Raw genomic sequence first — 19,883 nt, forward strand, 5'->3', positions numbered from 1 at the left:
GCCACCTGTAGCGACAATCGGCACCATGCTCGCTTACCGCCACGCCTTCCATGCCGGCAACCATGCCGACGTCCTCAAGCACCTCGTGCTGACCCGCGTGCTGCGCTACATGGGTGAAAAGGACAAGCCCTACACCCTCATCGACACCCACGCCGGCGCCGGTGGCTATTCGGTCGAGGGCCGCTACGCGCAGAAGAACGCCGAATACGCCACCGGCATCGCCAAGCTCTACGACGACGTCGACGAACTGCCCGCGCCGCTGGCCGACTACGTGGGCCTGGTGCGCGCCTTCAACCCCGACGGCCAGCTGCGCCAATACCCCGGTTCGCCGGCCATCGCCAACTTCGTGCTGCGCGACACCGACCGGCTGCGCGCCTACGAACTGCATCCCACCGACCACCGCATCCTCGCCACCTACCTGGAGGCGCGACCCAACACGCAGGTCAGTGACCGGGATGGCTTTGCCGCCATCAAGGCCGAGCTGCCGTCGCCCACGCGCCGCGCGGCGCTGCTGATGGACCCGCCCTACGAGATCAAGACCGATTACGCCAAGGTCTTGAGTGCACTGCGGGAGGCGCTGGAGCGCGCGGCCGACACGGTGACGATGATCTGGTACCCGCAGCTGCAGCTGCTGGAGTCCACGCAGCTCGTGCAGCGCCTGAAGGCCAGCGCCGACGCTGCTGCCAAGAAGGGCTGGTTGCATGTGCGGCTGACCGTCACGCAGGCCGACGAGAAGGGCTTCGGCATGATGGGCAGCGGCATGTTCATCGCCAACCCGCCGTTCACGCTGCACGACGAGCTGGCCGAGTGCCTGCCGCTGCTCGTCGAGCGCCTGGGCCAGTACGGCGGCGCGAACTTCGTGCTGGAGCAGAAGGCCGCATGAGGGCCGCGGCGCTCGCGCTGGTCGCCCTCGCCGGCGCGGCGCAGGCCCAGACGGGGCCGCATTTCATCCACGGCTCCTGGGTCAATGTGCGTGAGGCCGCTGCGCCCACGGCGCGCGCCGTCGAGCAGCTGACGACCAACACGCCGGTCGACGTGAGCGCGCGCCAGGGCGATTGGTGCCAGCTGACCTATGGCGCCGGCAAGACCGGCTTTGTCGCCTGCAGCCTGCTCGGGCCCAAGCCGCTGACGCTGGCCGAGGCGGGCAGCAATGCGGCGCGGGCCTTCTGGGTCGCGCCCTCGCCTAATCGGCTGGCGGCCTATGGGCTGTCGCTGCCGGCGCCGGCAGCGTTGCGGCTGGATGTGCTCGTGAAGACCGTGCAGGCCGGCCAGACGGTGCGCTTCCCCGCCGTCGCCGAGTTCGAGGCCGCCAAGAAGCGCATGAAGGCTGGCGTGACGCTGGACCCGGCGCTGGAGATCCGGCGGCCCGCCGCGGTCGACATTGCCGCCGTGCTGCGCGGCTACGCCATCCGCCCCGCAGCGATCCGTCCGTCGCTGTTCCGCACTCACGAAAGTGTCGCGCTGGTGTCCGAGGCCGATGCCGATGGCTTGGCTGCGGTAGCCGGCAGCAAGGTCAGCCTGACACCCACTGAACTACCAAATGGCTGGTTCTCTCGCCATAACGGGCCGGAGATCGAAGGACTCACCGGCTTTTGGGACGTCGGCCGCGCCGAGCTTGCGTTCGACCCGCCGGCGCCCGTCTACACCGTGATGGCCAACGGGCTGGTGAGCGCCGTGGCTCTGCGCCGGCTGCCGTTCGAGGTGGGAGGCGAGGGGCATTACTGTGGCGCGCATTACCCGGGCAAGAGCTTGCCCTATGCGGCCGAGGTGATCTGGGGTGGCGGCACGGCGGGGCTGGATTCGGCACCGCTGCGGGGCTACCCGCCGCTGAAGGAAGGTAGCGAGGCGCTCGTGAGCCTGGCCGTGGCCGGCAAGCCGCTGGCGCCCAGTGCCAAGGTGCGCACGCGGTCCGAACCGGTGACGGGCCTCCAGCAGCCCAACGTGAGCGACATGCCCCGGGAGGTTGTCGAGCAGGTTAAGGCCCTCAAGCCACGCCTCGTTCTACGCGAGATCGACCTCGACGCCGACGGCGTGGCCGATGTGCTGCAGATCGAGAGCCCGCTGGCAATCGGCAACATCAACCTCGAGGTCGTGCTTCAGCGCCGCTGGTTCGTCAACATCAACGGCCAGTGGTTCGCGGCCGGTACCTGGGAAGACCAGGACTGCACCTGATCACCCTCGCCCCGGTGGCAGGCTGACGAACGCCGCCAGCACCAGCGCCTCGGCCAGCACCTCGAAGGCCTCTTCCAGCTCCGCGATCGGCCAGGGCATCGCGACCTGATCGACCGTGATCGCCCACAGCCCGAGCGCCAGGCCTGCCCACAGCAGGCCACGGCTCAGCCGTGATGGCATTGCCCGGTGCAGCGCCCAGGCCGTGACCGTCCCGACGGCGGCCACACCCAGCATCGGCGCCTCGCGCACGGCCTCGAAGCGGCAGAGCGCCAGCCATTCCTCGCAGCGGTATTTCCACAGCTCGTGGAACATGAACTGCTCGTCCAGCGCCAGTACGAACATCGCCGCCGCCATCCAGCCGCCCAGCATGCGGGGCAGGCAGCCGTCGGTCATCAGCCGCAGCGCCATCGCGGCCAGCGTCAGCAGCAGCGCGCTGGACAGCCAGGACACCGGCGACGCATCCGAGCGGAAGGCGCGTTCCCAGACGGGCGCGTAGCTCCAGGCGCTGAGGGCCATGAAGGCCAGCGCGGCGGCGAGGAGGGCGAGGGCAGCGGCGGTGCGGGAAACCGGGGTGGGCGCGGGCATGGCCGCGATTCTGCGGCGCCGCGCTCGACCCGATGGGCGCTCGACGGCGACAATGCCGCCATGAGCACCCAAGACCTGACCGATGCCGAGTTCGCTGAACTCGATGAACTCCTTGCTGCGACGCCCGAGCCGCTGCAGCCGCTGGATGCCTCCATGCTCGACGGCTACCTGTGCGGCGTCATTGTGCAGCCGCGCCTCATCGAGACGGACGAGTGGCTGCCCAACATCTTCGACTACGACGGCGGTCTGCTGCCCGACAGCGTCGACGCCACCTGGCTGGAGCGCCTGACCCAGCTCGTCGAGCGCCGCCATGCCGCGCTGAACCGCAGCCTCGTCGAGGATGGCTGGTTTGACCCCGTCATCCTGGAAGTCGACGAGGAGCAGACCCCTGATCCGCTGCCCGACGACGCCTCCGAGGAAGAGAAATCGGCCCGCGCCAGCTACGACGCGCTCGGCCCGCTCTCGCGCGCGCTGATGCCCTGGGTCGCCGGCTTCCAGCATGCGGCGCTGTGCTTCCCCGAGCTGGCCGAGATGCCCAACGACGACGTCGCCGCCGCGATGGCCCGGCTGTATCGCCACCTGCCGGCCGAAACCGACGAGGAGAAGGAAGTCGTCGCGACGCTGAACCGCGAGCATCCGCTCAAGGACCTGGACGACGCGATCGAGGAGCTGGTCGTCACGGTGGCCGACCTGGCCGACCTGACCGAGGCCGAGCGCTACCGCGTCGAGACCATCCGGCGCGACATGCCCAAGGTCGGCCGCAACGACCCCTGCCCGTGCGGGTCGGGGCGCAAGTACAAGCAGTGCCACGGTAGTAATTGAGACCCCCCGTACCGGCTTCGCCGGCCCCCCGAGGGGGCGCTGCCAGTGGCCCGGCAAAGCCGGTTCCACGGCAGCCGCTTGATGAGGCCCGGCGCTGCGCGCGGGCCAGGTTCACGACATGAAGTTGCAGCTGCTATCCGACCTCCACCTGGAGACCGAGAGCTATGTCCCTACGCCCGCCCCGGACGCCGAACTGCTGATCCTGGCCGGTGACATCGACACCAGCTGGCGCAGCTTCGAGCTGTTCCGTGATTGGCCGGTGCCGGTGTTGTTCGTGCCTGGCAACCACGAGTTCGATGGGCGCGACGTGGACGAGGCTCGCGAGGCGTTGCGTGCTCACGTCAAGGCCATCGGGCTGCGCATGCTGGACGACGAGTCCGCGGTGCTGGTCGATGCCCAGGGCCGGCGTGTGCGCTTCGTCGGCTGCACGCGCTGGTGTGATTTCGATGCCTTCGGCCCCTCGGGCCGCGAGCGAGCGATGCGCGCGGGCGGCTACTTCCAGAAGGTCATGCAGGCCACGCGCCATGGCGAGGTCTTCGGCGTGGACGCGGTGCGCGCGCTGGCGCTGGACAGCCGTGCCTGGCTGGCGGATGAACTCCGGCGTGACGGCGACTGGGATGCCACCGTCGTCATCACGCACTTCGCGCCCAGCCTCAAGAGCGCCGACCCGCGCTACGGCCGCCAGCCCGGCACGGCCAGCTTCTGCAATGACGACGAGGCCCTGATGCCCGGCGCGCAGCTGTGGCTGCACGGTCATCTGCATTGCCGGCAGGACTACCGGATCGTTCACGCCCCGTCGGCGAGTCCGCAGCCCGCCCCCGGAAGCGGCGATACCCGCGTCGTCAGCAACGCGCGCGGGCATGCCCGCAAGGGCGAGGCCGACGGCTTCGACGGCCAGCGCGTCATCGAGGTGTTTGCCGAGTAAGCGCCAGCCTGGGCAGGCGGGCCGCCGGCCCCCGCACCCGGCGCGTCAGGCCTTCTGCGGCTTGATGCGCAGCGCCCACACGACGCCGGCGATCAGCAGCACGATGCCGGCGGCCGTGGCCGGCGGTGGCAGGCGCTGGTGCCAGGTGAAGGCATAGGCCAGCGCCGCCAGCGTCTCGAAGACGATGAGCTGGCCTGACAGCGACGTCGGCAGGCGCTGGCTGGACTCGTTCCAGCACAGCGTGCCCAGCCACGATGCCAGCAGCCCCACGGCGGCCATCAGGCCCGCGAACGCCAGCGGCCGCTCGCCCAGCGGGAAGGCATAGCCGGCGGGCATCAGCGTGCCCGGCGCGGCCAGGTGCACCGCCCCGACGGCCAGCAGGCCGGCCAGCGCCATCGGCCCGGTCACCAGGCCCTGCGCGGTGGCCCAGGCCCGCGGGCTGCGGTCGGCGTGGGCGCGCAGCCAGTCGGCATTGCGGATGGGGTACCAGGTCCAGCAGGCCAGCGCGGCCACCGCCAGCAGGGCGCCCTCGGCATAACGGCGCAGGTCGCCGGCGCCGGCCTGCAGCTGCAGCAGCTCGTCGCGGTTCACCAGCGCGAGGCCGGTGACGATGAGCGCCAGTGACGGCAGCAGCTTCGGCCAGGGCAGCTGGCCGTCGCGCACGCGGTTGCGATGGTTGGCGCACACGGCGATGACCACCGGCAGCGTGCCGATGATCATGGTCGGCAGCGGCGCGCCCGCGCGCTGGATGGCGGCCGACAGCGTCAGGTAGTACAGGAAGTTGCCGACCGCGCTGAGCTTGACGGCTTCCCACCAGTCGGCGCGCGTCAGCTCGCGCAGCGCGCGGCGGTCCATCAGCGCCAGCGGCAGCGCGATGAGGCCGAAAGCGAGGTAGCGGCCCGTCGTCAGCAGCGCCGGCGGATAGCCCGGCAGCATGACCGGTGCGACGAACACCAGCCCCCACATCAAGCCCGCGGTGAGGGCGAACAGCACACCAGTCAGCATGGCCGGCATCATGCCGCAGGCGCCGTTCGTGGCGGGCGGTGTCAGGCTTCGCGGTCGAACCAGGCCTGCACGGCGTCGCGCTGGGCCGGCAGCAGGTGCAGGCCCAGCTTGCTGCGCCGCCACAGCACGTCGTCGGCGCTGCGCGCCCACTCGTGCCGGACGAGGTGGCGCAACTCCGACTCGAACAGCCCCGGCGCGACCTCTGCGCCCGGTGGCTCGGTCAGCAGCGCCGCCGCCGCGCTGCCGTAGGCGTGGGCCAGCCGGGCGACGAGGGCCGCCGGGCGGTCGGCGTGGCGGCGTTGCAGGGCTGCCGCGTGGGCCTGGATGTCCACGCCATGCGGGCCGAGGTCGCCGCCGGGCAGGCGGGCGGTTCGCGTCCACGGCCGGCGCGGGTCGCCCAGCAGCTGGCCCAGCTGTGTCGCGCCGTCCTCGGCCAGCTTGCGGTAGGTGGTGAGCTTGCCGCCCCAGACGTTCAGCAGCGGGGCCCCGGCGCCCGGCTGGGATTCCAGCAGGTAGTCACGCGTGACGGAGGATGCCGAGCCGCCCTCGTCCAGCAGTGGGCGCACGCCGGCGTAGGTCCAGCGCACGTCGGCCGGCGTCACCGGGCGGGCGAGGTAACGGCTGGCCTGCTCGCACAGGTAGTCGATCTCGCTCGCCTCGATGGCCGCGCGCGGCGGTGGCTCCTCGTGCGGGGGCAGCTCCACGTCCGTCGTGCCGATCAGCGTGAAGCGGCCCTCGTAGGGAATGGCGAAGACGATGCGGCCATCGGGGTTCTGGAACAGGTAGGCGTGGTCATGCGTGAAGCGTCGGTCCACGACGATGTGGCTGCCCTTCACCAGCCGCAGGCCGCGCGCGGGCAGCGCCTGGCCGTCGGGGCCTTGGGTGTGGTCGCGCAGAAAGCGCTCGGCCCATGGGCCAGCCGCGTTGACGAGGGCGCGGGCGCGCAACTGGCGGCCGTTGGCGAGCGTGACCTGCCAGTCGTTCGCGCCACGCCGCGCCCGAGTCACGGCGCAGCGCGTCAGCACCTCGGCGCCGCGGGCCCGGGCGTCCAGCGCGTTCGCGATGACGAGGCGGGCATCGTCCACCCAGCCGTCGGCGTAGACGAAGCCGCGCGTGAACTCGGGCTTCAGCGGCGCGCCGTAGACGCTGCCCACGAGCTTCAGCCCATGCGAGCCGGGCAGCAGCTCGCGGCTCGCGAGGTGGTCGTACAGGAACAAGCCGATGCGGATTATCCAGGCCGGCCGCAGATGCGGCGCATGCGGCAGCACGAAGCGCAGCGGCTGGATCAGGTGGGGCGCACTCCTCAGCAACAGCTCACGCTCCTGCAGCGCCTTGCGCACCAGCGGGAACTCGTAGGTTTCGAGGTAGCGCAGCCCGCCGTGCACGAGCTTGGTGGAGGCGGACGACGTGTGAGAAGCCAGGTCCTCACGCTCAGCCAGCAGCACGCGCCAGCCGCGCCCGGCCAGGTCGCGCGCCAGGCCCGTGCCGTTGATGCCGCCTCCCACCACCACGACGTCAAAATCGTCCGCCATGCACAGACTCTAAGGGACGGGCGATGGACGCACTGCTGGCGCTGGATCAAGGCACATCCAGCTCACGCGCAATGGTGTTTGGCCGCGACGGCCGGCTGCTGGCCGTCGCGCAGCGCGAGCTGACGCAGCATTTCCCGCAGCCGGGCTGGGTGGAGCACGACGCGAACGAGATCTGGGAAGGCCAGCTGGCCTGCGCGCGCGAGGCCGTGGCCAAGGCCGGCGTGAAGCTGTCGGCCATCGGCATCACCAACCAGCGCGAGACGGTGGTGCTGTGGGACCGCAAGACCGGCGAGCCGCTGCACAAGGCGCTGGTCTGGCAGGACCGGCGCACGGCGGCGTTCTGTGAGACGCTGAAGCAGCAAGGCTGGGAGCCGCGCGTGCGCGAGCTGACCGGCCTCGTGCTGGACCCGTATTTCTCCGCCACCAAGCTGCGCTGGCTGCTGGACCATGTGGACGGCGCCCGTGCGCGCGCCGAGCGTGGCGAGCTGGCCTTCGGCACCGTGGACAGCTGGCTGCTGTGGCAGCTGACGGGCGGGCAGGTGCACGCCACCGACGCCAGCAACGCCTCCCGCACGCTGCTGTACGACATCCGCCGCGGCGACTGGAGTGATGAACTGCTGGCGCTGTTCGGCATCCCGCGCGCGTTGCTGCCGGAGGTGCGGCCATCGACGGGGCCGTTCGGCCGCTCGGAAGTGTTTGGCGTGCCCATCACCGGCATGGCCGGCGACCAGCAGGCCGCGCTGTTCGGCCAGGCGGCGCTGCAGCCCGGCCAGGCCAAGAACACCTATGGCACCGGCTGCTTCCTGCTGATGCACACGGGTGAGCAGCCGCATGCGTCCACCCAGGGCCTGCTGACCACGCGCGCCGCACAGACCGGTGCGCAGCCGCAGTACGCGCTGGAGGGCAGCGTGTTCGTCGGCGGCGCCGTCGTGCAATGGCTGCGTGACGGCCTGCGTGCCATCGGCGGCAGCGGCGAGGTGGAGGCGCTGGCGCAGACGGTGCCCGATGCCGGTGGCGTCATGTTCGTGCCGGCGTTCGCGGGCCTCGGCGCGCCGTACTGGCGGCCCGATGCGCGTGGCGCGCTGCTGGGCCTGACGCGCGGCACCACGCAAGGCCACATCGCCCGTGCGGCGTTGGAGAGCATCGCCTTCCAGAGCGCGGCCGTGCTCGCGGCGATGAACGCGGACGTCGGCCCGGCGGGGCGGCTGGCCGAACTGCGCGTGGACGGCGGTGCCAGCGCCAACGACTTGCTGATGCAGTTCCAGGCCGATCTGCTGGGCATCCCGGTGCTGCGGCCGCGTGTCATCGAGACGACGGCGCTCGGTGCGGCGCTGCTGGCCGGGCTGGGCGCCGGGCTCTACGACTCGCCGGGCGAGATCGGCGCGATCTGGCAGCTGGACCGGGCCTTCGAGCCACGTATGTCGCGCGACGAGGCCGGCGAGCGGCTCGCGCACTGGGACCGCGCGGTGCGGCAGGTGCTGGCGCCATGACGAGCCCGTCCGGTGGGCGGCACGGCGGCTGGGTGGGCCGTCATCCGCTGCTGGCGTTTGGCGTGCTGGCGTATGCCTTGTCGTGGGCCTACTGGCTGACGCTGCTGGCCCTGGGCTGGCGGGTGGAGCAGGGGTCGGCGGCCACACACCTGCCCGGGCTGGCCGGGCCCGCGCTGGCGGCCGGCGTGGTCACCGCCTGGGTGGAGGGGCCGGCGAGCCTGCGCGCGCTGGCAGCCCGGGCGCTGCGGCTGCCGCGCCCGCGGCTGCGTTCGCTGGCGCTCGCGTTGTCGCCGCTGGCGGCCGGCGCGCTCGTGTTCGCGGGCGCGGCGGCGGTGGGCGGCGGGCTGCCGCAGGGGGAGGCTTTCCTGGCCTATCCCGGGCTGCCGTCCGGCTGGCCGGCGCTGGCCATCATCGGCGTGGCCTTGCTGCTGAACGGCTACGGCGAGGAGCTGGGCTGGCGTGGCTTCCTGCTGCGCCGGCTGGTGGCCACGCAGCGGCCGTTGCGCGCGGCGCTCATCGTCGCGGCGGTCTGGGCCGGCTGGCACGCGCCGCTGTTCTGGCTGCACGCGGGCATGGCCGCGATGTGGGGGCCGTTGATGCTGGGCTGGGCCGGCGGCCTGTTGGCCGGTTCGCTGCTGCTGGGCTGGCTCTTCCTGGCGACGGACAGCGTGCTGGTCGTCGCGCTGTGGCACACGGCGTTCAACTTCATGGTCGCCACGCCGCCCGGGCATGGCGTCATCGCGGTGGTGCTCAACGGCTTGGTCGTCGTGGCGGCGGTGCGGGTGCTGCGCGCCTGGCAGTCGGCGCAGCGCCACTGAACATGGCGTCAGGGCGGTCGGCACGCTGCTGACAGCCGCTGTCAGGGCGGGGCGGCAGCATGCGGGCTTTTCCACCCGGGACCCCCGATGAAATTCGCCTACACCCTTGTCTACGTGGCCGATGTGGCCGCCTCGCTGGCCTTTTTCGAGAAGGCCTTCGGGCTGGCGACGCGCTTCCTCGCCGAGGGCGGCGCCTATGGCGAGGTCGATACCGGCGCGGGCGGCACGACGCTGGCCTTCGTCGACCACGCCACGGCGCGCAGCAGCGTGCAGCACGACTACGTGGCCGCCGACGCCAGCGCCCGGCCGCTGGGCATGGAGATTGGTTTCACCGTGACCGACGTGCCGGCAGCTTTCGACAAGGCCGTGGCCGCCGGCGCGACGCCGCTGGCAGCGCCCGTGGCCAAGCCCTGGGGCCAGCAAGTGGCCTATGTGCGTTGCCCGGACGGCACGCTGGTGGAGCTGTGCACGGCCATGGGCTGAGCGACGCGCCGAAGCCGGTGCGTTCAGTCGTCGGCGGTGGCGTCGGCCATGCGGCGCGCGATGCTGCCGTCCTGGCGCAGTGACTGCAGGGCCTGCACGAGCCGTGCGTGGCAGCGATGGCCGGCCCGGCCGGGCGCGAGCCACAGCCGCACCTCGCGGGCGCCCAGCTGCAGCGGGGGCGCGAAGCTGTCTGCCCCCAGGCCCATCGCGCGAGCCGCCACGAGGAAGTTCTGCTCCACGCCCAGCGCGGCGTCCACCCGGCCGCTGCGCAGCATCTCGAGTTGCTGGCGTGGCGAGCTCACCGGCCATTTGGCGATGGCAGCGTCGTTCTGAACGCCCTCGTGGTACGTCGGCCCGCGCAGCACCGCCACCGTGTGCCCCCGCAGCTGCTCGGTCCGGCGAACCGCAGAGCTCAGCGGCAGCCACACCTGCACGGAGAGCTGGGTGACGGTGCCCAGCAGCAATCCGGCGTCGTTCATGTCCTTGCGGTCCAGCATCATCGTCAGGTGGCTGACGTTGTGCCCGATGTCGACGATGGAGCGCAGGATGGGCACCAGCCGCAGCTGCAGCGGGCAGCCGCTGCGCTCGGCCAGCATCTGCATCAGGTCGGCATAGACGCCGGCGGGCCGCCCGTCGGCGCTGCGCAGGCCCCATGGCGGGATGTCGATGACGTCAGCGATGAGCGGCGCTTCGGCGGTCTGGCTATTCACGGGCGCCGCCAACCAGGCTGCCCCGGCGGCGAGGCAGCGCCGGCGTGCGGGATCGAGCGGTGACGGGCGCGGCATGTCAGCGTTGTAACCCAACGATTGCGCGCCGTCGCGGGTTTCATCATCGAGCCGGGCCCAGCCCCAGGCCGGGGCGGGCGCGCGCCGGCCTTGAACCTCACCGTCAGACTTCCGGCATTCGCGAGCCGCTTGCCAGCACCCCCACAATCCTCACCATGCGCCGCGCCGACCGCCTGTTCCAGATCGTCCAGCTCATTCGCGGCCGCCGCCTCACGACGGCCGACTACCTCTCGCAGCGGCTGGAGGTGTCGATGCGCACCGTCTACCGCGACATCGCGGCCCTCGCCGCACAGGGCGTGCCGATCGAGGGCGAGGCGGGCGTGGGCTACCGCATGCGCGTGGGCTTCGACCTGCCGCCGCTGATGTTCAGCAAGCAGGAGGCGCAGGCGCTGGTGGCGAGCGTGCGCTTGTCGGAGTCGCGGCTGGACGCCGCGCTGGCCCGCCAGGCGGAGAACGCGCTGTCCAAGATCCTCGCGGTGCTGCCGCTGGATGCGCGCGCGGCCGCCGAGAGCCTGGCGGTGTACGCGCCGCTGCCCGCACTGGACCCGGCGACCAGCGCCCATCTGACGGCGTTGCGCGAGGCCACCGAGGCCCGGCGCAAGCTCAAGATGGGTTACCTGGACCTGGGCGGCGTGAGGAGCGAGCGCATCGTGCGGCCGCTGGCCTGCCTGTTCTGGGGGCCGGTGTGGACGCTCTCCGCCTGGTGCGAGCTGCGCAACGACTTCCGCAGCTTCCGCGTTGACCGCATCGAGACGCTGGAAGCGCTGGAGAGCTTCCGCGACGAGCCGGGCAAGACGCTGGCGGATATGCGGCGCCAGCACGAGGGGCGGCAGGACGGGCGCGCCTGAAACGGGGCCGAGCGCCGCCCACTCTGGACCGACCGGGCTTGCCGGCGTTCAGCCGGAGCGAGGCCGGGCGAGGGGCTACGGCATGTCCACCAGCACGAACTGCTTGCGCACGGGTTCGATCACCTCGAACTCGCCCTCGAACCCCGGCGGGATGACGCCGCCCTGGCCGGGGCCGATGTCTGTCGGGCCGGCCGGGCCGTGCAGGCGCACTCGGCCGCTCAGCACGTGGAAGTACTCCTGCCGCGTGGGCGGGAACACGATGCGCCAGCGGCCCACCTCGCATGCCCACACGCCGGCGCTCATCGGCCCGGCCTCGTGCAGCAGCCAGGTCTGGCGCAGCGGGTTGCCGGCGACGAGGCGGTCAGGGCGTGGGCGGTCCTGCGTGGCGGGGAGCGAGTCGGTGGCGTCGATGCGGACGATGGCGGGTGGGGACATGGTTCAGCTGCGGCCCAGCACGCGGATGACCTCGGCCTCGGCCACTGGCTTGGTGATGAAGCCGTTCATGCCGGCGGCCAGCGCGGCCTGGCGCTCCTGGTCGAGCACGGCGGCGGTGAAGGCATGGATGGGCAGTGTGGCCGTGGCGGGGTCGGCGCGCAGCAGCGCGGTGGCGGCCAGGCCGTCGACCTTGGGCATGTGCAGGTCCATCAGCACGCCGTCGAGCTGGTCCGCCTGGGCCCGGGCGATGCGGATGGCCTGTTCGCCGTCCTCGGCCTCGACGACCTTCGCCCCCAGCCGCTCCAGCAGCGCCGCGATGATGAGGCGGTTGACGGGGTTGTCTTCGGCCACGAGCAGGCGCTGGCCGGCCAGCGGGTGCTGCGGCGGCATCGGTGGGCGGCGGCGCGAGGCCGTGTCGTCGACGGTCAGCGAGCGCGGCAGGTGCAGGTTGGCCCAGAACGTGGAGCCGTGGGTGCCGTCGCTGTCCACGCCGACGCTGCCGGCCATGCGTGCGGCCAGTTCGCGGCAGATGGACAGCCCCAGGCCCGTGCCGCCGAAGCGCCGCGTCGTCGAATCGTCGGCCTGCGCGAACGGGCGGAACAGGCGCGTCTGCAGCTCGCGCGGCACGCCGATGCCGCTGTCCTGCACGGCCATGCGGATGCGGTCGGGGCCCGACGGCGTGATGCTCAGGTGGATGTGGCCGCGCTCGGTGAACTTGAGCGCATTGACGAGGAAGTTCGCGAGGATCTGGCGCACGCGCATCGAGTCGCCGATGACGAGGCGCGGCAGGCCGGGCGCGAGGTGGATGCGCATGTCCAGCCCGCGCTCGCGCCCCAGCGCGGCGCAGCCCTCGAAGCTGGCCTGGGCCAGCGCATGCAGGTCGAACTCGATCTTCTCGAGCTCCAGGTGGCCGGCCTCGATCTTGGACAGGTCCAGCACGTTGGAGACGATCTCGTTGAGCGACTCGGCGGCGGTCACGAGGTGGGCGAGGTATTTGTCGCGCTGCTGTGCGTCACCGCCGCCCTGCAGCAGCCGCGCCAGGCCCAGCACGCCGTTGAGTGGCGTGCGGATCTCGTGGCTCATGGTGGCGAGGAAGGCGCTCTTGGCGTGGCTGGCCGCCTCGGCCTGTTGCTTGGCGGCCTGCAGTTCGCGCTGCTGGCGGCGGTGTTCGGTGATGTCTTCCGCCACCCACAGGACGGCGTGGGCCGCCTCGGTGGTGGCGCGGCCCGACAGCGGGGGCAGGCCGCGCGCGTCGAGCTTCACGGTGAGCACGAGGTCGTCGGCGCGTGCGAAGTCCAGCTCGAACGACCGGGTCTGGCCGTTGGTGAGCTGCGCCTCGGGCAGCTCCGGCGTGCGGGTGCCGAAGATCTGCTGCCAGTGCCGGTTGACCCGCTCCACACGCGTGCCGCGCGTCAGCGCGATGCCGACGCTGGCGTGGTCGAGGATGGCGTCGGCCTCGATGCGGGCGCGCTCCCGGTCGGTGATGTCGCGCGTGATCAGCATGGTCGCGGGCTCGCCGTCCCAGTCGAGCGCGGCGGCCGAGATCAGCACGTCACGCCAGGCGCCCTGCACGAGGATGGCCGAGCGGAAGTCTCGGGTGATGCCGGTGCCGGCGAGCGCGGCGCCGAGCCGGCGCCGCTCGCGGTCGTCGGGCCACAGGCCCAGCTCGCGGGCGGAGCGGCCGATGAGCTCGTCGCGATGGCGGTCCACCAGCGAGCAGAAACCGGAGTTGACGAAGCGGATGCGCCCGTCGGCCACATCGGCCACGCAGATGGCGTCGGGGCTGGCCCGCAGCAGGCGGTCCAGCATGCTGGCGGTGCGTTCGTGCTGCTGCAGCGTCAGCCGCTCGCCCGTGATGTTGTGGCTGACGCCGCGCCAGCCGGTGTGCCGGCCGGTGGCGTCGTGGACGGGTTCGCCCGAGCTCAGCGTCCACAGCAGCCGGCCATCCGGGGTGCGGAATCCGTTGATGCGGTCGCGGTAGGCGCGGCGGGCGCGCACGTCTTCCAGCAGCGCGAGATAGTCGGTGTCGCGCACGATGGCGGCGGCGTCGGGCTCGCCCATGCGCAGGAAGTCCTCCCGCTTGTGGCTGGACAGCGCCTCGAACTCCTCGGACAGCCAGGTGATGTGGAACTGGGAGTTCGCCTCCCAGGCCCAGTTGTGCGAGGCCTGCACCAGGCGGGCCAGCCGGGCCTCTTCGTTGATGGAGCGCGCGAGCGCGGCGCCCAGCACGCGGTTGAGCAGCAGCGCCGAGGCCAGGCCGCTCACGGCGATCAGCGCATGGGCGACGAGTCGATCCGCGAGGTTGGGCGTCAGCACGCCGCGGATGCCGGGCAGCAGGCCTTCGATCTCCAGCGTTGCGAGCACGCCGACCGCCGCGAGATAGGCGGCGGCCAGCACCAGAGCGGCCGTGTTGCCCGCCACGCCCCCGGCGAGCGCAATGATGAGCGCCCCGGCGCCGAGGACGACCGTGTGGACACCCAGCCCCGTGTGGGCGGCGTGCAGCACCAGGCTGAGCAAGGTGCCACCGAGCACCACGCTGGTGGCCAGCCGCGGCATCGCGGCGCGGTTCAGCCGCATCGCGATGCCACCCACCAGCAACAGCGCGGCGCCCACCGACAGTCGTTGGCTGCCCCACAGCGCACGGCTGCCGAGCAGCATTTCACCCACGCCGACCAGCGCGGCGATCAGGCCGACGACCAGGATGATCCAGGTCAGCGTGCGCGCCGCCATCCGCTGCAGCGCCTCATGGGTTTCGCGGTGCTGTATTGGCGCCAGCGCCATCGTTGGGGTCGGTGTGCTCACGGACGGGGCCGGGCCGGCGATCTCAGCGGGCCTGCGGCACGCAACGGCCTGGCGGCGCGGCGATCAGCATGTGAAAGCGGCCGCCGGCCTCAGGCGGCGCGCAGCCGCGGCAGCCAGGCCAGCGGGTCGAGGCGGGCGGCGGGCGCCTCCACCCAGCGGTGGAAGGGGCGGGCCAGCCAGTTCGCCAGCGCCCAGGTGGCCACGAACAGCAGCATGCCCTGGGCCGGCGTGGCGCCTTCCCATTGCGACAGCAGCGCGTTGGTCAGCAGCAGCACCGGGAAGTGCAGCAGGAACAGCGCGTAGGACGGTGTGGACCAGGCGGCCAGCACGCCGCTCCAGCGAGCCGGCAGCAGCGGGCGGCCGGCGCGGTGGCGCGCCTCGGCCCACGACAGCCACAGCGCGGTGCCAAGCGCCAGCGCAAGGCGGTCGCGCCAGTCCAGCCACAGCGCCGCACCGAAGCCCGCCAGCAGCAGCACCAGGCCCGCCCGGCGGTAGCGCCACAGGCCCAGCCAGTGCACCAGCGCGCCCAGCCCGTACGACGCGAAGAAGTACGGCGCGTAGGCATCCAGCGTGGCGTCGCGGTTGAAGACGAAGGCCGATGCCAGCGCCAGCGCCCCTACCAGCAGCGGCCCGACGACGAGGCGGCTCGGGTGGCGCCAGCCGCGCCGCGCCAGCCACAGCAGGCCCACCAGCAGCGCGAAGAGCTGCAGGTCGATGGCCACGTACCAGGCGCCGACGGTCAGCGCCTCGTAGCCCAGCACGTCATGCAGCAGCAGCGCATGCGCCAGCAACTGGCCGGCGCCGATGTCGGTCGGCACCATCTCGGGCCAGGAAGATGCGATGAGCCGGCAAGCCCCCAGCGTCAGCAGCAGCGCCGCCAGGAAGGGCAGCGTCAGGCGCAGGTAGCGCCGCCACAGCAGTTCCGGCACGCCGGCCTGCAGCGCCTGGCCGCGCGGCGACAGGCCGCGTGCGCTGAGATAACCCCCGACGACCAGGAAGATCTGCACGGCCATGCGGCCGTATTGGTGGGAGAGTTCAGCCAGGAAGGGCAGCGCGGCATGGGCGGCACGCGAGATCGGGCCGTAGCTGACCAGATGGTGCAGCACGATGATCTGGGCGGCCACGGCCTTCAAGGCGTCGATGTGGGGCAGTCGGCGGGTGGACGTGGACATGGTCTGCCCCGCTTGGCCGCCCGAATGCCGGCACCAGGGCCCTGGCAGAGGAGGGCGGCCGGCGAAGCGGGGGATGACAGGGTCGTTGACAAAAAGAACGGGCCTGCAGTGCAGGCCCGTGGCTTCGGACGCGTTGAATTGTACCGGTCTGTGTGAGGGGAAACCCTTGTGTTTCAGGGGGGGGTTCCTGAAACCCGTCACTTGCTCGTCACGGTCAGCCGGTTGTCGACGGACTTCACCCCGTCAACGGCCTTGGCGATGCTCTCCGCACGGTCCTTCTCGGCCGGCGTGGCGACCTTGCCCGTCAGCTGCACGAAGCCATCGGCATCGGTGTCGACGTGGACGACGGCCAGCGACGACACCTTGCTCGCGGCCAACTGGGCCTTGATCTTGGTCGTGACGACGGAATCCTTCACCCACACCTTGGTGGCGCCAGCGGGCTTGGTGTCGGCGTGGCTGGCCAGCGGCATGGCGAGGACGGCAGCCAGGGCGAGAGGGGCGATGGGGGAGATCTTCATGGCGGTTCCTTTCAGCGGAAGGCGGCGATGCCGGATGCGCGCCGCAGAGCCATGACTCTGGGCGCTGGGGCTGGCGCCATGCGGCAGACGCCGCCTCGCCCGCCTGTAGGCCAAGGACTTGCCCGTGCTGCCGAGAGAAAAGCCCGCGAGCTTCTGGCGGGTCGGCATCGCGCGACAGGCGCCTCCAGGGGGCGATATCCCCGCCCTCACGCGTTTCGGCCCGGGCGATTACGCTGCGGCCTTCGCGAAATCTGGAACAGGCAAGAAGGGCCGATGGACAACCTGGATCTTGGGGTGCTGCGCGTGGCGGCCGGTTGGCGGGCCGAAGCGCGGGGTGTGGTGCTGGGCACGATCACGCGCACCTGGGGCTCCGCGCCGCGCCCGGTGGGCTCGCTGGTGGCGGTGCGCGACGACGGGCAGATCTCCGGCTCGGTGTCGGGCGGCTGCATCGAGGACGACCTCGTGGCGCAGCTGCGCGCGGGCAGCCTGGCCATCACGCGGCCCACGGCGCTGCGCTATGGCGTCGGCGCCGAGGAGGCGCGTCGCTTCGGCCTGCCTTGCGGTGGCACGCTGGAGCTGATGCTGGAGCCGCTCGGCCCGCAGTCGGCGCTGGACGACTTGCTGGCCCGCCTGACGCGGGGCGAGCGCGTGCGCCGCACGCTGGACCTGGCCACCGGCTCCGTGGCGCTGCAGCCTGCCGACCGGGGCGCCGATGCGCTGACGCTCACCGAGACGAAGCTCGTCAGCCACCATGGCCCGCAGTGGCGGCTGCTGGTCATCGGCGCCGGCCAGATGACCGACTACCTGGCGCAGATGGCGCAGGCGCTGGGGTACGGCGTCACCGTCTGCGACCCGCGCGAGGAGTATGCCGAGGGCTTCGCGCTGCCCGGCGCGGTGCTGACGCGCGACATGCCCGATGACGTGGTCACCGCCTTCCAGGTGGACGAGGCCACCGCGGTCGTGGCGCTGACGCACGATCCCAAGCTGGACGACCTGGCGTTGATGGAAGCGCTCAAGAGCCCCGCGTTCTACGTGGGAGCGATCGGTTCGCGCGTGAACCAGGCCAAGCGGCGCGCGCGACTGGCCGAGCATTTCGGCCTGACCGCCGCCGAGCTGGACCGCCTGCACGGCCCCGTGGGCCTGGACATCGGTGCCCGCACGCCGCCGGAGATCGCGCTCTCCATCCTGGCCGAGATGACGGCCGTGCGGTATCGCGCCGGGGGTGCCAAGGTTGAGGCGGGATGCGCGCTCTGAGGCGGCTGCTCTCGTCGCTTGCCTTGAGCTGGGCAGGGCTGGCGGGAGCGCAAGGTGTCCAGCCGCTGCCGCTTGGCGATGTGCTGGCGACCGTAGGCAGTGTGGCGCTGTCGGCTGACGGCCAGGTGGCGGCCCACGTCAGCGCGCTCGGCGGCGTGACTCTATGGGACCCCGTGACCGCCCGAGTGCTGCCTGGCGCGCCAGAGTTCAAGCGAGCAACCGCCGTGGCGCTGAGCCGCGATGGCCGCTGGCTGGCTGTGGGGCAGGACGACGGGCGCTTGCAGATCTGGTCGCGCCATGAGGCGCCTCAACCGATGCGAGAACTGCGCGGCCACAGCGGCCGCATCACGGTGCTGGCCTTTTCGGCGGACGATGCACGCCTGGCCAGCGGCAGCACGGATGGCACGGCTCAGGTGTTTGACGTCGGCACGGGGCAGCGGCAGCAGGTGTTGGACTCGGTCTACAACGGGCATTCGGCCGAGGGCGTGGCCTATCCCGTCGCCCTGGCATTCGCGGCGGCCGATCAGCTGCTGCTGGTGCAGGACTGGCGCCAGCGCCAGTACGACAGCGACCGCGTCACGTCGTTGTGGGCGCTGCCGCAGGGGCTGGAGATCGGGCAGCGGCAAGGCACGCCTCCCAGCGCGGAAGGCGTGCGGTTGGCCGCGCAGGCCATCGGCGGCGGCGGTTGGTTGTGGGCCTACAGCGCTGCGGAACACCTGATGGTGCAGCGGCTGGATGGTTGCGGGCCGGAGCGTGCGCTGGCGCCGACAGGCTACGCCGACACCGTCGCCGTGGACCCGTGGGGCCGCTGGGTTGCCGAGAGTCGCGACGAGGCCTTGAACTTCGTCGACCTTGCGAGCCGCCGCGTGGCAGCCGTGCACCTGCCGGCGCGGGCGCTGGCCGTGCTGCCGCAGGCGGACGGCCGCAGCGTCTTGGCCCTGCTGGCAACGTGGACGCGTGACGAGGACGCGTTGGTTTCCAAGCCTGGCGCCAAGCAAGCGGTGCCGCGACCGGCGCGTCTCTACCGTGTCGTCGTACCGGCAGCGCTGGCCAGCGGCCCGGCTTTGGCCGTGCCCCCCGGCGCGGCCACGTGCACGGCCAGCGAGGCGGCGCGGCGCAGCCAGCAGTTCGTCACGCCTGAGGGTGTGGCTGCGCTGACGGTGAAGGCGCGTCTGGCATCGACGCAGCTGGCTGCTCCTGCCGCCGATGCGGCCGGCCGGCTCGGGTCGGTGGCGCAACTGCGTTTTGATGCTGCAGGCCGGCTGATGGCGCTGTATGAAGCTTCCGGCAGCGACGCCGCCGGTGTGCAAGTCTGGCAGCTGGCGACGGGCCGCGTGGCACTGGCGCAGCGTCTGGCAATGCAGCATCAGTTCGCCCCGGCCCAGTGGCTGGGCATGGATTGGGCTGTGCTCGGCCCGAACAACGATTGGGTGCTCGCGACCTCGGGCCAGCGCCTGCTGGACGCGAGCAGCGAGTACGCGTCCAGTGCCGCGCTCGCGGCCGATGACGCGACGCGGCGGCTGTATCGCGTGGCCGGCAGCGACATTGAACAGGTCACAGCCGAGGGACATAGGTTGCCGCCTGTGCGAGGCCGCAGCGCCGTCGCTGGCATCGCGGCGCGCAATGGCCGGCTGCTGGTGCGCTATCGCGACGGCGGCATGGAGCTGTTTGCCGGCACGCCGCTGGCGTCCACGCGCTTTCGCGGCCCGGCCAAAAAGAGCAGCGCAGGAGAGGGTGACGACTGGTCTCTCGACAGTCTCATGCTGTCGGCCAGCGGCCGCTATGTGCAGTACGTTGCCAACCCTGCGGCCTATGAAACGCCGGGTTTCGATGCCGCGTGGCGGCTGGCCGATGGCGAGCAGGTGGGCACGGGCACGCCCGTGGCGCCGCTGCCGCTGCGGGTCGACCGCGTCTTGGCGCTGGACACCCGCGCCCATCGCCTGGCCGTTTGGGATTTCGATCGCAACGAGGTGGTCGCCCGCTTGCCGCGCCAGCGCAGCCGTGACGGCCGGGGCGTGCCCGTGCCGTTGAAAGCGGCCATCAGCGACGACGGCCGCCTGGTCGCTAGCGCGTCGCCGGATGGCCTGGTGCGGGTCTGGGATATCGACGCCCACCAGCTGCGAGGCGAGGCACGCGTTGGCGCCGAGGTCACGGCCCTGGCCTTCGATGCGCCCGGTCGCCAACTGGCAGTGGGCCGCGCCGGCGGCCAGGTCTGGGTGCTGGCGCTGCCCTGACGC

At 71.9% G+C, this 19,883-nt stretch carries 18 protein-coding genes; 10 read left to right on the plus strand and 8 right to left on the minus strand.

What is annotated here, in order from left to right; genetic code table 11:
- Nucleotides 1-25 precede the first annotated feature (25 nt).
- Nucleotides 26-883 carry a 23S rRNA (adenine(2030)-N(6))-methyltransferase RlmJ gene (locus tag ACG00X_RS12425; RefSeq protein ID WP_394488496.1) on the plus strand — a complete coding sequence of 286 codons (858 nt, stop codon included), beginning with the start codon at nucleotides 26-28 and terminating at the stop codon, nucleotides 881-883.
- Nucleotides 880-2,172, plus strand: a complete 1,293-nt coding sequence (locus ACG00X_RS12430) for an SH3 domain-containing protein (protein WP_394488497.1) — start codon at nucleotides 880-882, stop codon at nucleotides 2,170-2,172. The genes ACG00X_RS12425 and ACG00X_RS12430 overlap by 4 nt, the downstream gene beginning before the upstream one ends.
- Here ACG00X_RS12430 and ACG00X_RS12435 read toward each other — a convergent pair whose 3' ends face one another.
- Nucleotides 2,173-2,757, minus strand: a complete 585-nt coding sequence (locus tag ACG00X_RS12435) for a hypothetical protein (protein WP_394488498.1) — start codon at nucleotides 2,755-2,757, stop codon at nucleotides 2,173-2,175.
- A 60-nt stretch (nucleotides 2,758-2,817) separates the two neighbouring features.
- Between ACG00X_RS12435 and ACG00X_RS12440 the strand changes: the two genes are divergently transcribed.
- Complete coding sequence (locus tag ACG00X_RS12440) at nucleotides 2,818-3,579, plus strand: UPF0149 family protein (protein WP_394488499.1); 762 nt, start codon at nucleotides 2,818-2,820, stop codon at nucleotides 3,577-3,579.
- 118 nt (nucleotides 3,580-3,697) lie between these two features.
- Entirely contained in the window at nucleotides 3,698-4,504 is an 807-nt protein-coding gene (locus tag ACG00X_RS12445; protein ID WP_394488500.1) for a metallophosphoesterase, read from the plus strand.
- 45 nt (nucleotides 4,505-4,549) lie between these two features.
- On the opposite strand, the gene ACG00X_RS12450 is transcribed toward ACG00X_RS12445, so the two are convergent.
- Together ACG00X_RS12450 and glpD are read right to left on the minus strand one after the other, a co-directional pair.
- The gene (locus ACG00X_RS12450; RefSeq protein WP_394488501.1) at nucleotides 4,550-5,509 is read right to left on the minus strand and encodes a DMT family transporter; all 960 of its coding nucleotides are present in this window, start codon (nucleotides 5,507-5,509) and stop codon (nucleotides 4,550-4,552) included.
- A gap of 41 nt (nucleotides 5,510-5,550) precedes the next feature.
- Nucleotides 5,551-7,041, minus strand: coding sequence for a glycerol-3-phosphate dehydrogenase (glpD, locus tag ACG00X_RS12455; RefSeq protein WP_394488502.1), 1,491 nt, complete (start codon nucleotides 7,039-7,041; stop codon nucleotides 5,551-5,553).
- A gap of 23 nt (nucleotides 7,042-7,064) precedes the next feature.
- Between glpD and glpK the strand changes: the two genes are divergently transcribed.
- The 3 genes from glpK (at nucleotide 7,065) to ACG00X_RS12470 (ending at nucleotide 9,832) form a co-directional block, all read left to right on the plus strand.
- Nucleotides 7,065-8,531 carry a glycerol kinase GlpK gene (gene glpK / locus ACG00X_RS12460; RefSeq protein ID WP_394488503.1) on the plus strand — a complete coding sequence of 489 codons (1,467 nt, stop codon included), beginning with the start codon at nucleotides 7,065-7,067 and terminating at the stop codon, nucleotides 8,529-8,531.
- Nucleotides 8,528-9,349 carry a CPBP family intramembrane glutamic endopeptidase gene (locus ACG00X_RS12465; RefSeq protein ID WP_394488504.1) on the plus strand — a complete coding sequence of 274 codons (822 nt, stop codon included), beginning with the start codon at nucleotides 8,528-8,530 and terminating at the stop codon, nucleotides 9,347-9,349. The genes glpK and ACG00X_RS12465 overlap by 4 nt, the downstream gene beginning before the upstream one ends.
- An 87-nt stretch (nucleotides 9,350-9,436) precedes the next feature.
- The gene (locus ACG00X_RS12470) at nucleotides 9,437-9,832 is read left to right on the plus strand and encodes a VOC family protein (protein WP_394488505.1); all 396 of its coding nucleotides are present in this window, start codon (nucleotides 9,437-9,439) and stop codon (nucleotides 9,830-9,832) included.
- A gap of 23 nt (nucleotides 9,833-9,855) precedes the next feature.
- Here the strand turns inward: ACG00X_RS12470 and ACG00X_RS12475 are convergent, their stop codons facing one another.
- Nucleotides 9,856-10,542 (minus strand): substrate-binding periplasmic protein, encoded by a 687-nt coding sequence (locus tag ACG00X_RS12475; RefSeq protein ID WP_394488506.1) that lies wholly within the window; start codon nucleotides 10,540-10,542, stop codon nucleotides 9,856-9,858.
- Nucleotides 10,543-10,772: 230 nt separating this feature from the next.
- On the opposite strand from ACG00X_RS12475, the gene ACG00X_RS12480 reads away from it, so the two are divergent.
- Nucleotides 10,773-11,465 carry a helix-turn-helix transcriptional regulator gene (locus tag ACG00X_RS12480; protein WP_394488507.1) on the plus strand — a complete coding sequence of 231 codons (693 nt, stop codon included), beginning with the start codon at nucleotides 10,773-10,775 and terminating at the stop codon, nucleotides 11,463-11,465.
- 75 nt (nucleotides 11,466-11,540) lie between these two features.
- Here ACG00X_RS12480 and ACG00X_RS12485 read toward each other — a convergent pair whose 3' ends face one another.
- From ACG00X_RS12485 to ACG00X_RS12500, 4 genes are all read right to left on the minus strand, one after another.
- On the minus strand, nucleotides 11,541-11,900 hold the full coding sequence (locus tag ACG00X_RS12485) for a cupin domain-containing protein (RefSeq protein WP_394488508.1): 360 nt from the start codon (nucleotides 11,898-11,900) through the stop codon (nucleotides 11,541-11,543).
- Between the two features lie 3 nt (nucleotides 11,901-11,903).
- Nucleotides 11,904-14,702: an ATP-binding protein gene (locus tag ACG00X_RS12490; protein ID WP_394488509.1), complete on the minus strand. Its 2,799-nt coding sequence runs from the start codon at nucleotides 14,700-14,702 to the stop codon at nucleotides 11,904-11,906.
- An 89-nt stretch (nucleotides 14,703-14,791) separates the two neighbouring features.
- A complete protein-coding gene (locus tag ACG00X_RS12495) occupies nucleotides 14,792-15,874 on the minus strand; it encodes an acyltransferase family protein (protein WP_394488510.1) in 1,083 nt (360 codons plus the stop codon).
- A gap of 197 nt (nucleotides 15,875-16,071) precedes the next feature.
- Nucleotides 16,072-16,392, minus strand: a complete 321-nt coding sequence (locus ACG00X_RS12500; RefSeq protein WP_394488511.1) for a BON domain-containing protein — start codon at nucleotides 16,390-16,392, stop codon at nucleotides 16,072-16,074.
- Nucleotides 16,393-16,665: 273 nt separating this feature from the next.
- On the opposite strand from ACG00X_RS12500, the gene ACG00X_RS12505 reads away from it, so the two are divergent.
- Both ACG00X_RS12505 and ACG00X_RS12510 read left to right on the plus strand, forming a co-directional pair.
- A complete protein-coding gene (locus tag ACG00X_RS12505) occupies nucleotides 16,666-17,646 on the plus strand; it encodes an XdhC family protein (protein ID WP_394488512.1) in 981 nt (326 codons plus the stop codon).
- Complete coding sequence (locus ACG00X_RS12510) at nucleotides 17,634-19,880, plus strand: WD40 repeat domain-containing protein (protein WP_394488513.1); 2,247 nt, start codon at nucleotides 17,634-17,636, stop codon at nucleotides 19,878-19,880. The genes ACG00X_RS12505 and ACG00X_RS12510 overlap by 13 nt, the downstream gene beginning before the upstream one ends.
- Nucleotides 19,881-19,883 lie beyond the last annotated feature (3 nt).

Origin of the sequence: Pelomonas nitida, assembly GCF_043555975.1 — a bacterium.
In the GTDB taxonomy this organism is placed as follows: domain Bacteria; phylum Pseudomonadota; class Gammaproteobacteria; order Burkholderiales; family Burkholderiaceae_C; genus Pelomonas; species Pelomonas nitida.

Bases quoted from the DNA above. Each gene is read 5' to 3' on its own strand.
- ACG00X_RS12470 (WP_394488505.1), top strand. From the start codon at position 9,437: ATGAAATTCGCCTACACCCTTGTCTACGTGGCCGATGTGGCCGCCTCG.
- ACG00X_RS12440 (WP_394488499.1), top strand. From the start codon at position 2,818: ATGAGCACCCAAGACCTGACCGATGCCGAGTTCGCTGAACTCGATGAA.
- ACG00X_RS12480 (WP_394488507.1), top strand. From the start codon at position 10,773: ATGCGCCGCGCCGACCGCCTGTTCCAGATCGTCCAGCTCATTCGCGGC.
- ACG00X_RS12465 (WP_394488504.1), top strand. From the start codon at position 8,528: ATGACGAGCCCGTCCGGTGGGCGGCACGGCGGCTGGGTGGGCCGTCAT.
- ACG00X_RS12485 (WP_394488508.1), bottom strand. From the start codon at position 11,900: ATGTCCCCACCCGCCATCGTCCGCATCGACGCCACCGACTCGCTCCCC.
- glpD (WP_394488502.1), bottom strand. From the start codon at position 7,041: ATGGCGGACGATTTTGACGTCGTGGTGGTGGGAGGCGGCATCAACGGC.
- ACG00X_RS12435 (WP_394488498.1), bottom strand. From the start codon at position 2,757: ATGCCCGCGCCCACCCCGGTTTCCCGCACCGCCGCTGCCCTCGCCCTC.
- ACG00X_RS12425 (WP_394488496.1), top strand. From the start codon at position 26: ATGCTCGCTTACCGCCACGCCTTCCATGCCGGCAACCATGCCGACGTC.
- ACG00X_RS12505 (WP_394488512.1), top strand. From the start codon at position 16,666: ATGGACAACCTGGATCTTGGGGTGCTGCGCGTGGCGGCCGGTTGGCGG.
- glpK (WP_394488503.1), top strand. From the start codon at position 7,065: ATGGACGCACTGCTGGCGCTGGATCAAGGCACATCCAGCTCACGCGCA.
- ACG00X_RS12510 (WP_394488513.1), top strand. From the start codon at position 17,634: ATGCGCGCTCTGAGGCGGCTGCTCTCGTCGCTTGCCTTGAGCTGGGCA.
- ACG00X_RS12495 (WP_394488510.1), bottom strand. From the start codon at position 15,874: ATGTCCACGTCCACCCGCCGACTGCCCCACATCGACGCCTTGAAGGCC.
- ACG00X_RS12445 (WP_394488500.1), top strand. From the start codon at position 3,698: ATGAAGTTGCAGCTGCTATCCGACCTCCACCTGGAGACCGAGAGCTAT.
- ACG00X_RS12450 (WP_394488501.1), bottom strand. From the start codon at position 5,509: ATGCTGACTGGTGTGCTGTTCGCCCTCACCGCGGGCTTGATGTGGGGG.
- ACG00X_RS12430 (WP_394488497.1), top strand. From the start codon at position 880: ATGAGGGCCGCGGCGCTCGCGCTGGTCGCCCTCGCCGGCGCGGCGCAG.
- ACG00X_RS12500 (WP_394488511.1), bottom strand. From the start codon at position 16,392: ATGAAGATCTCCCCCATCGCCCCTCTCGCCCTGGCTGCCGTCCTCGCC.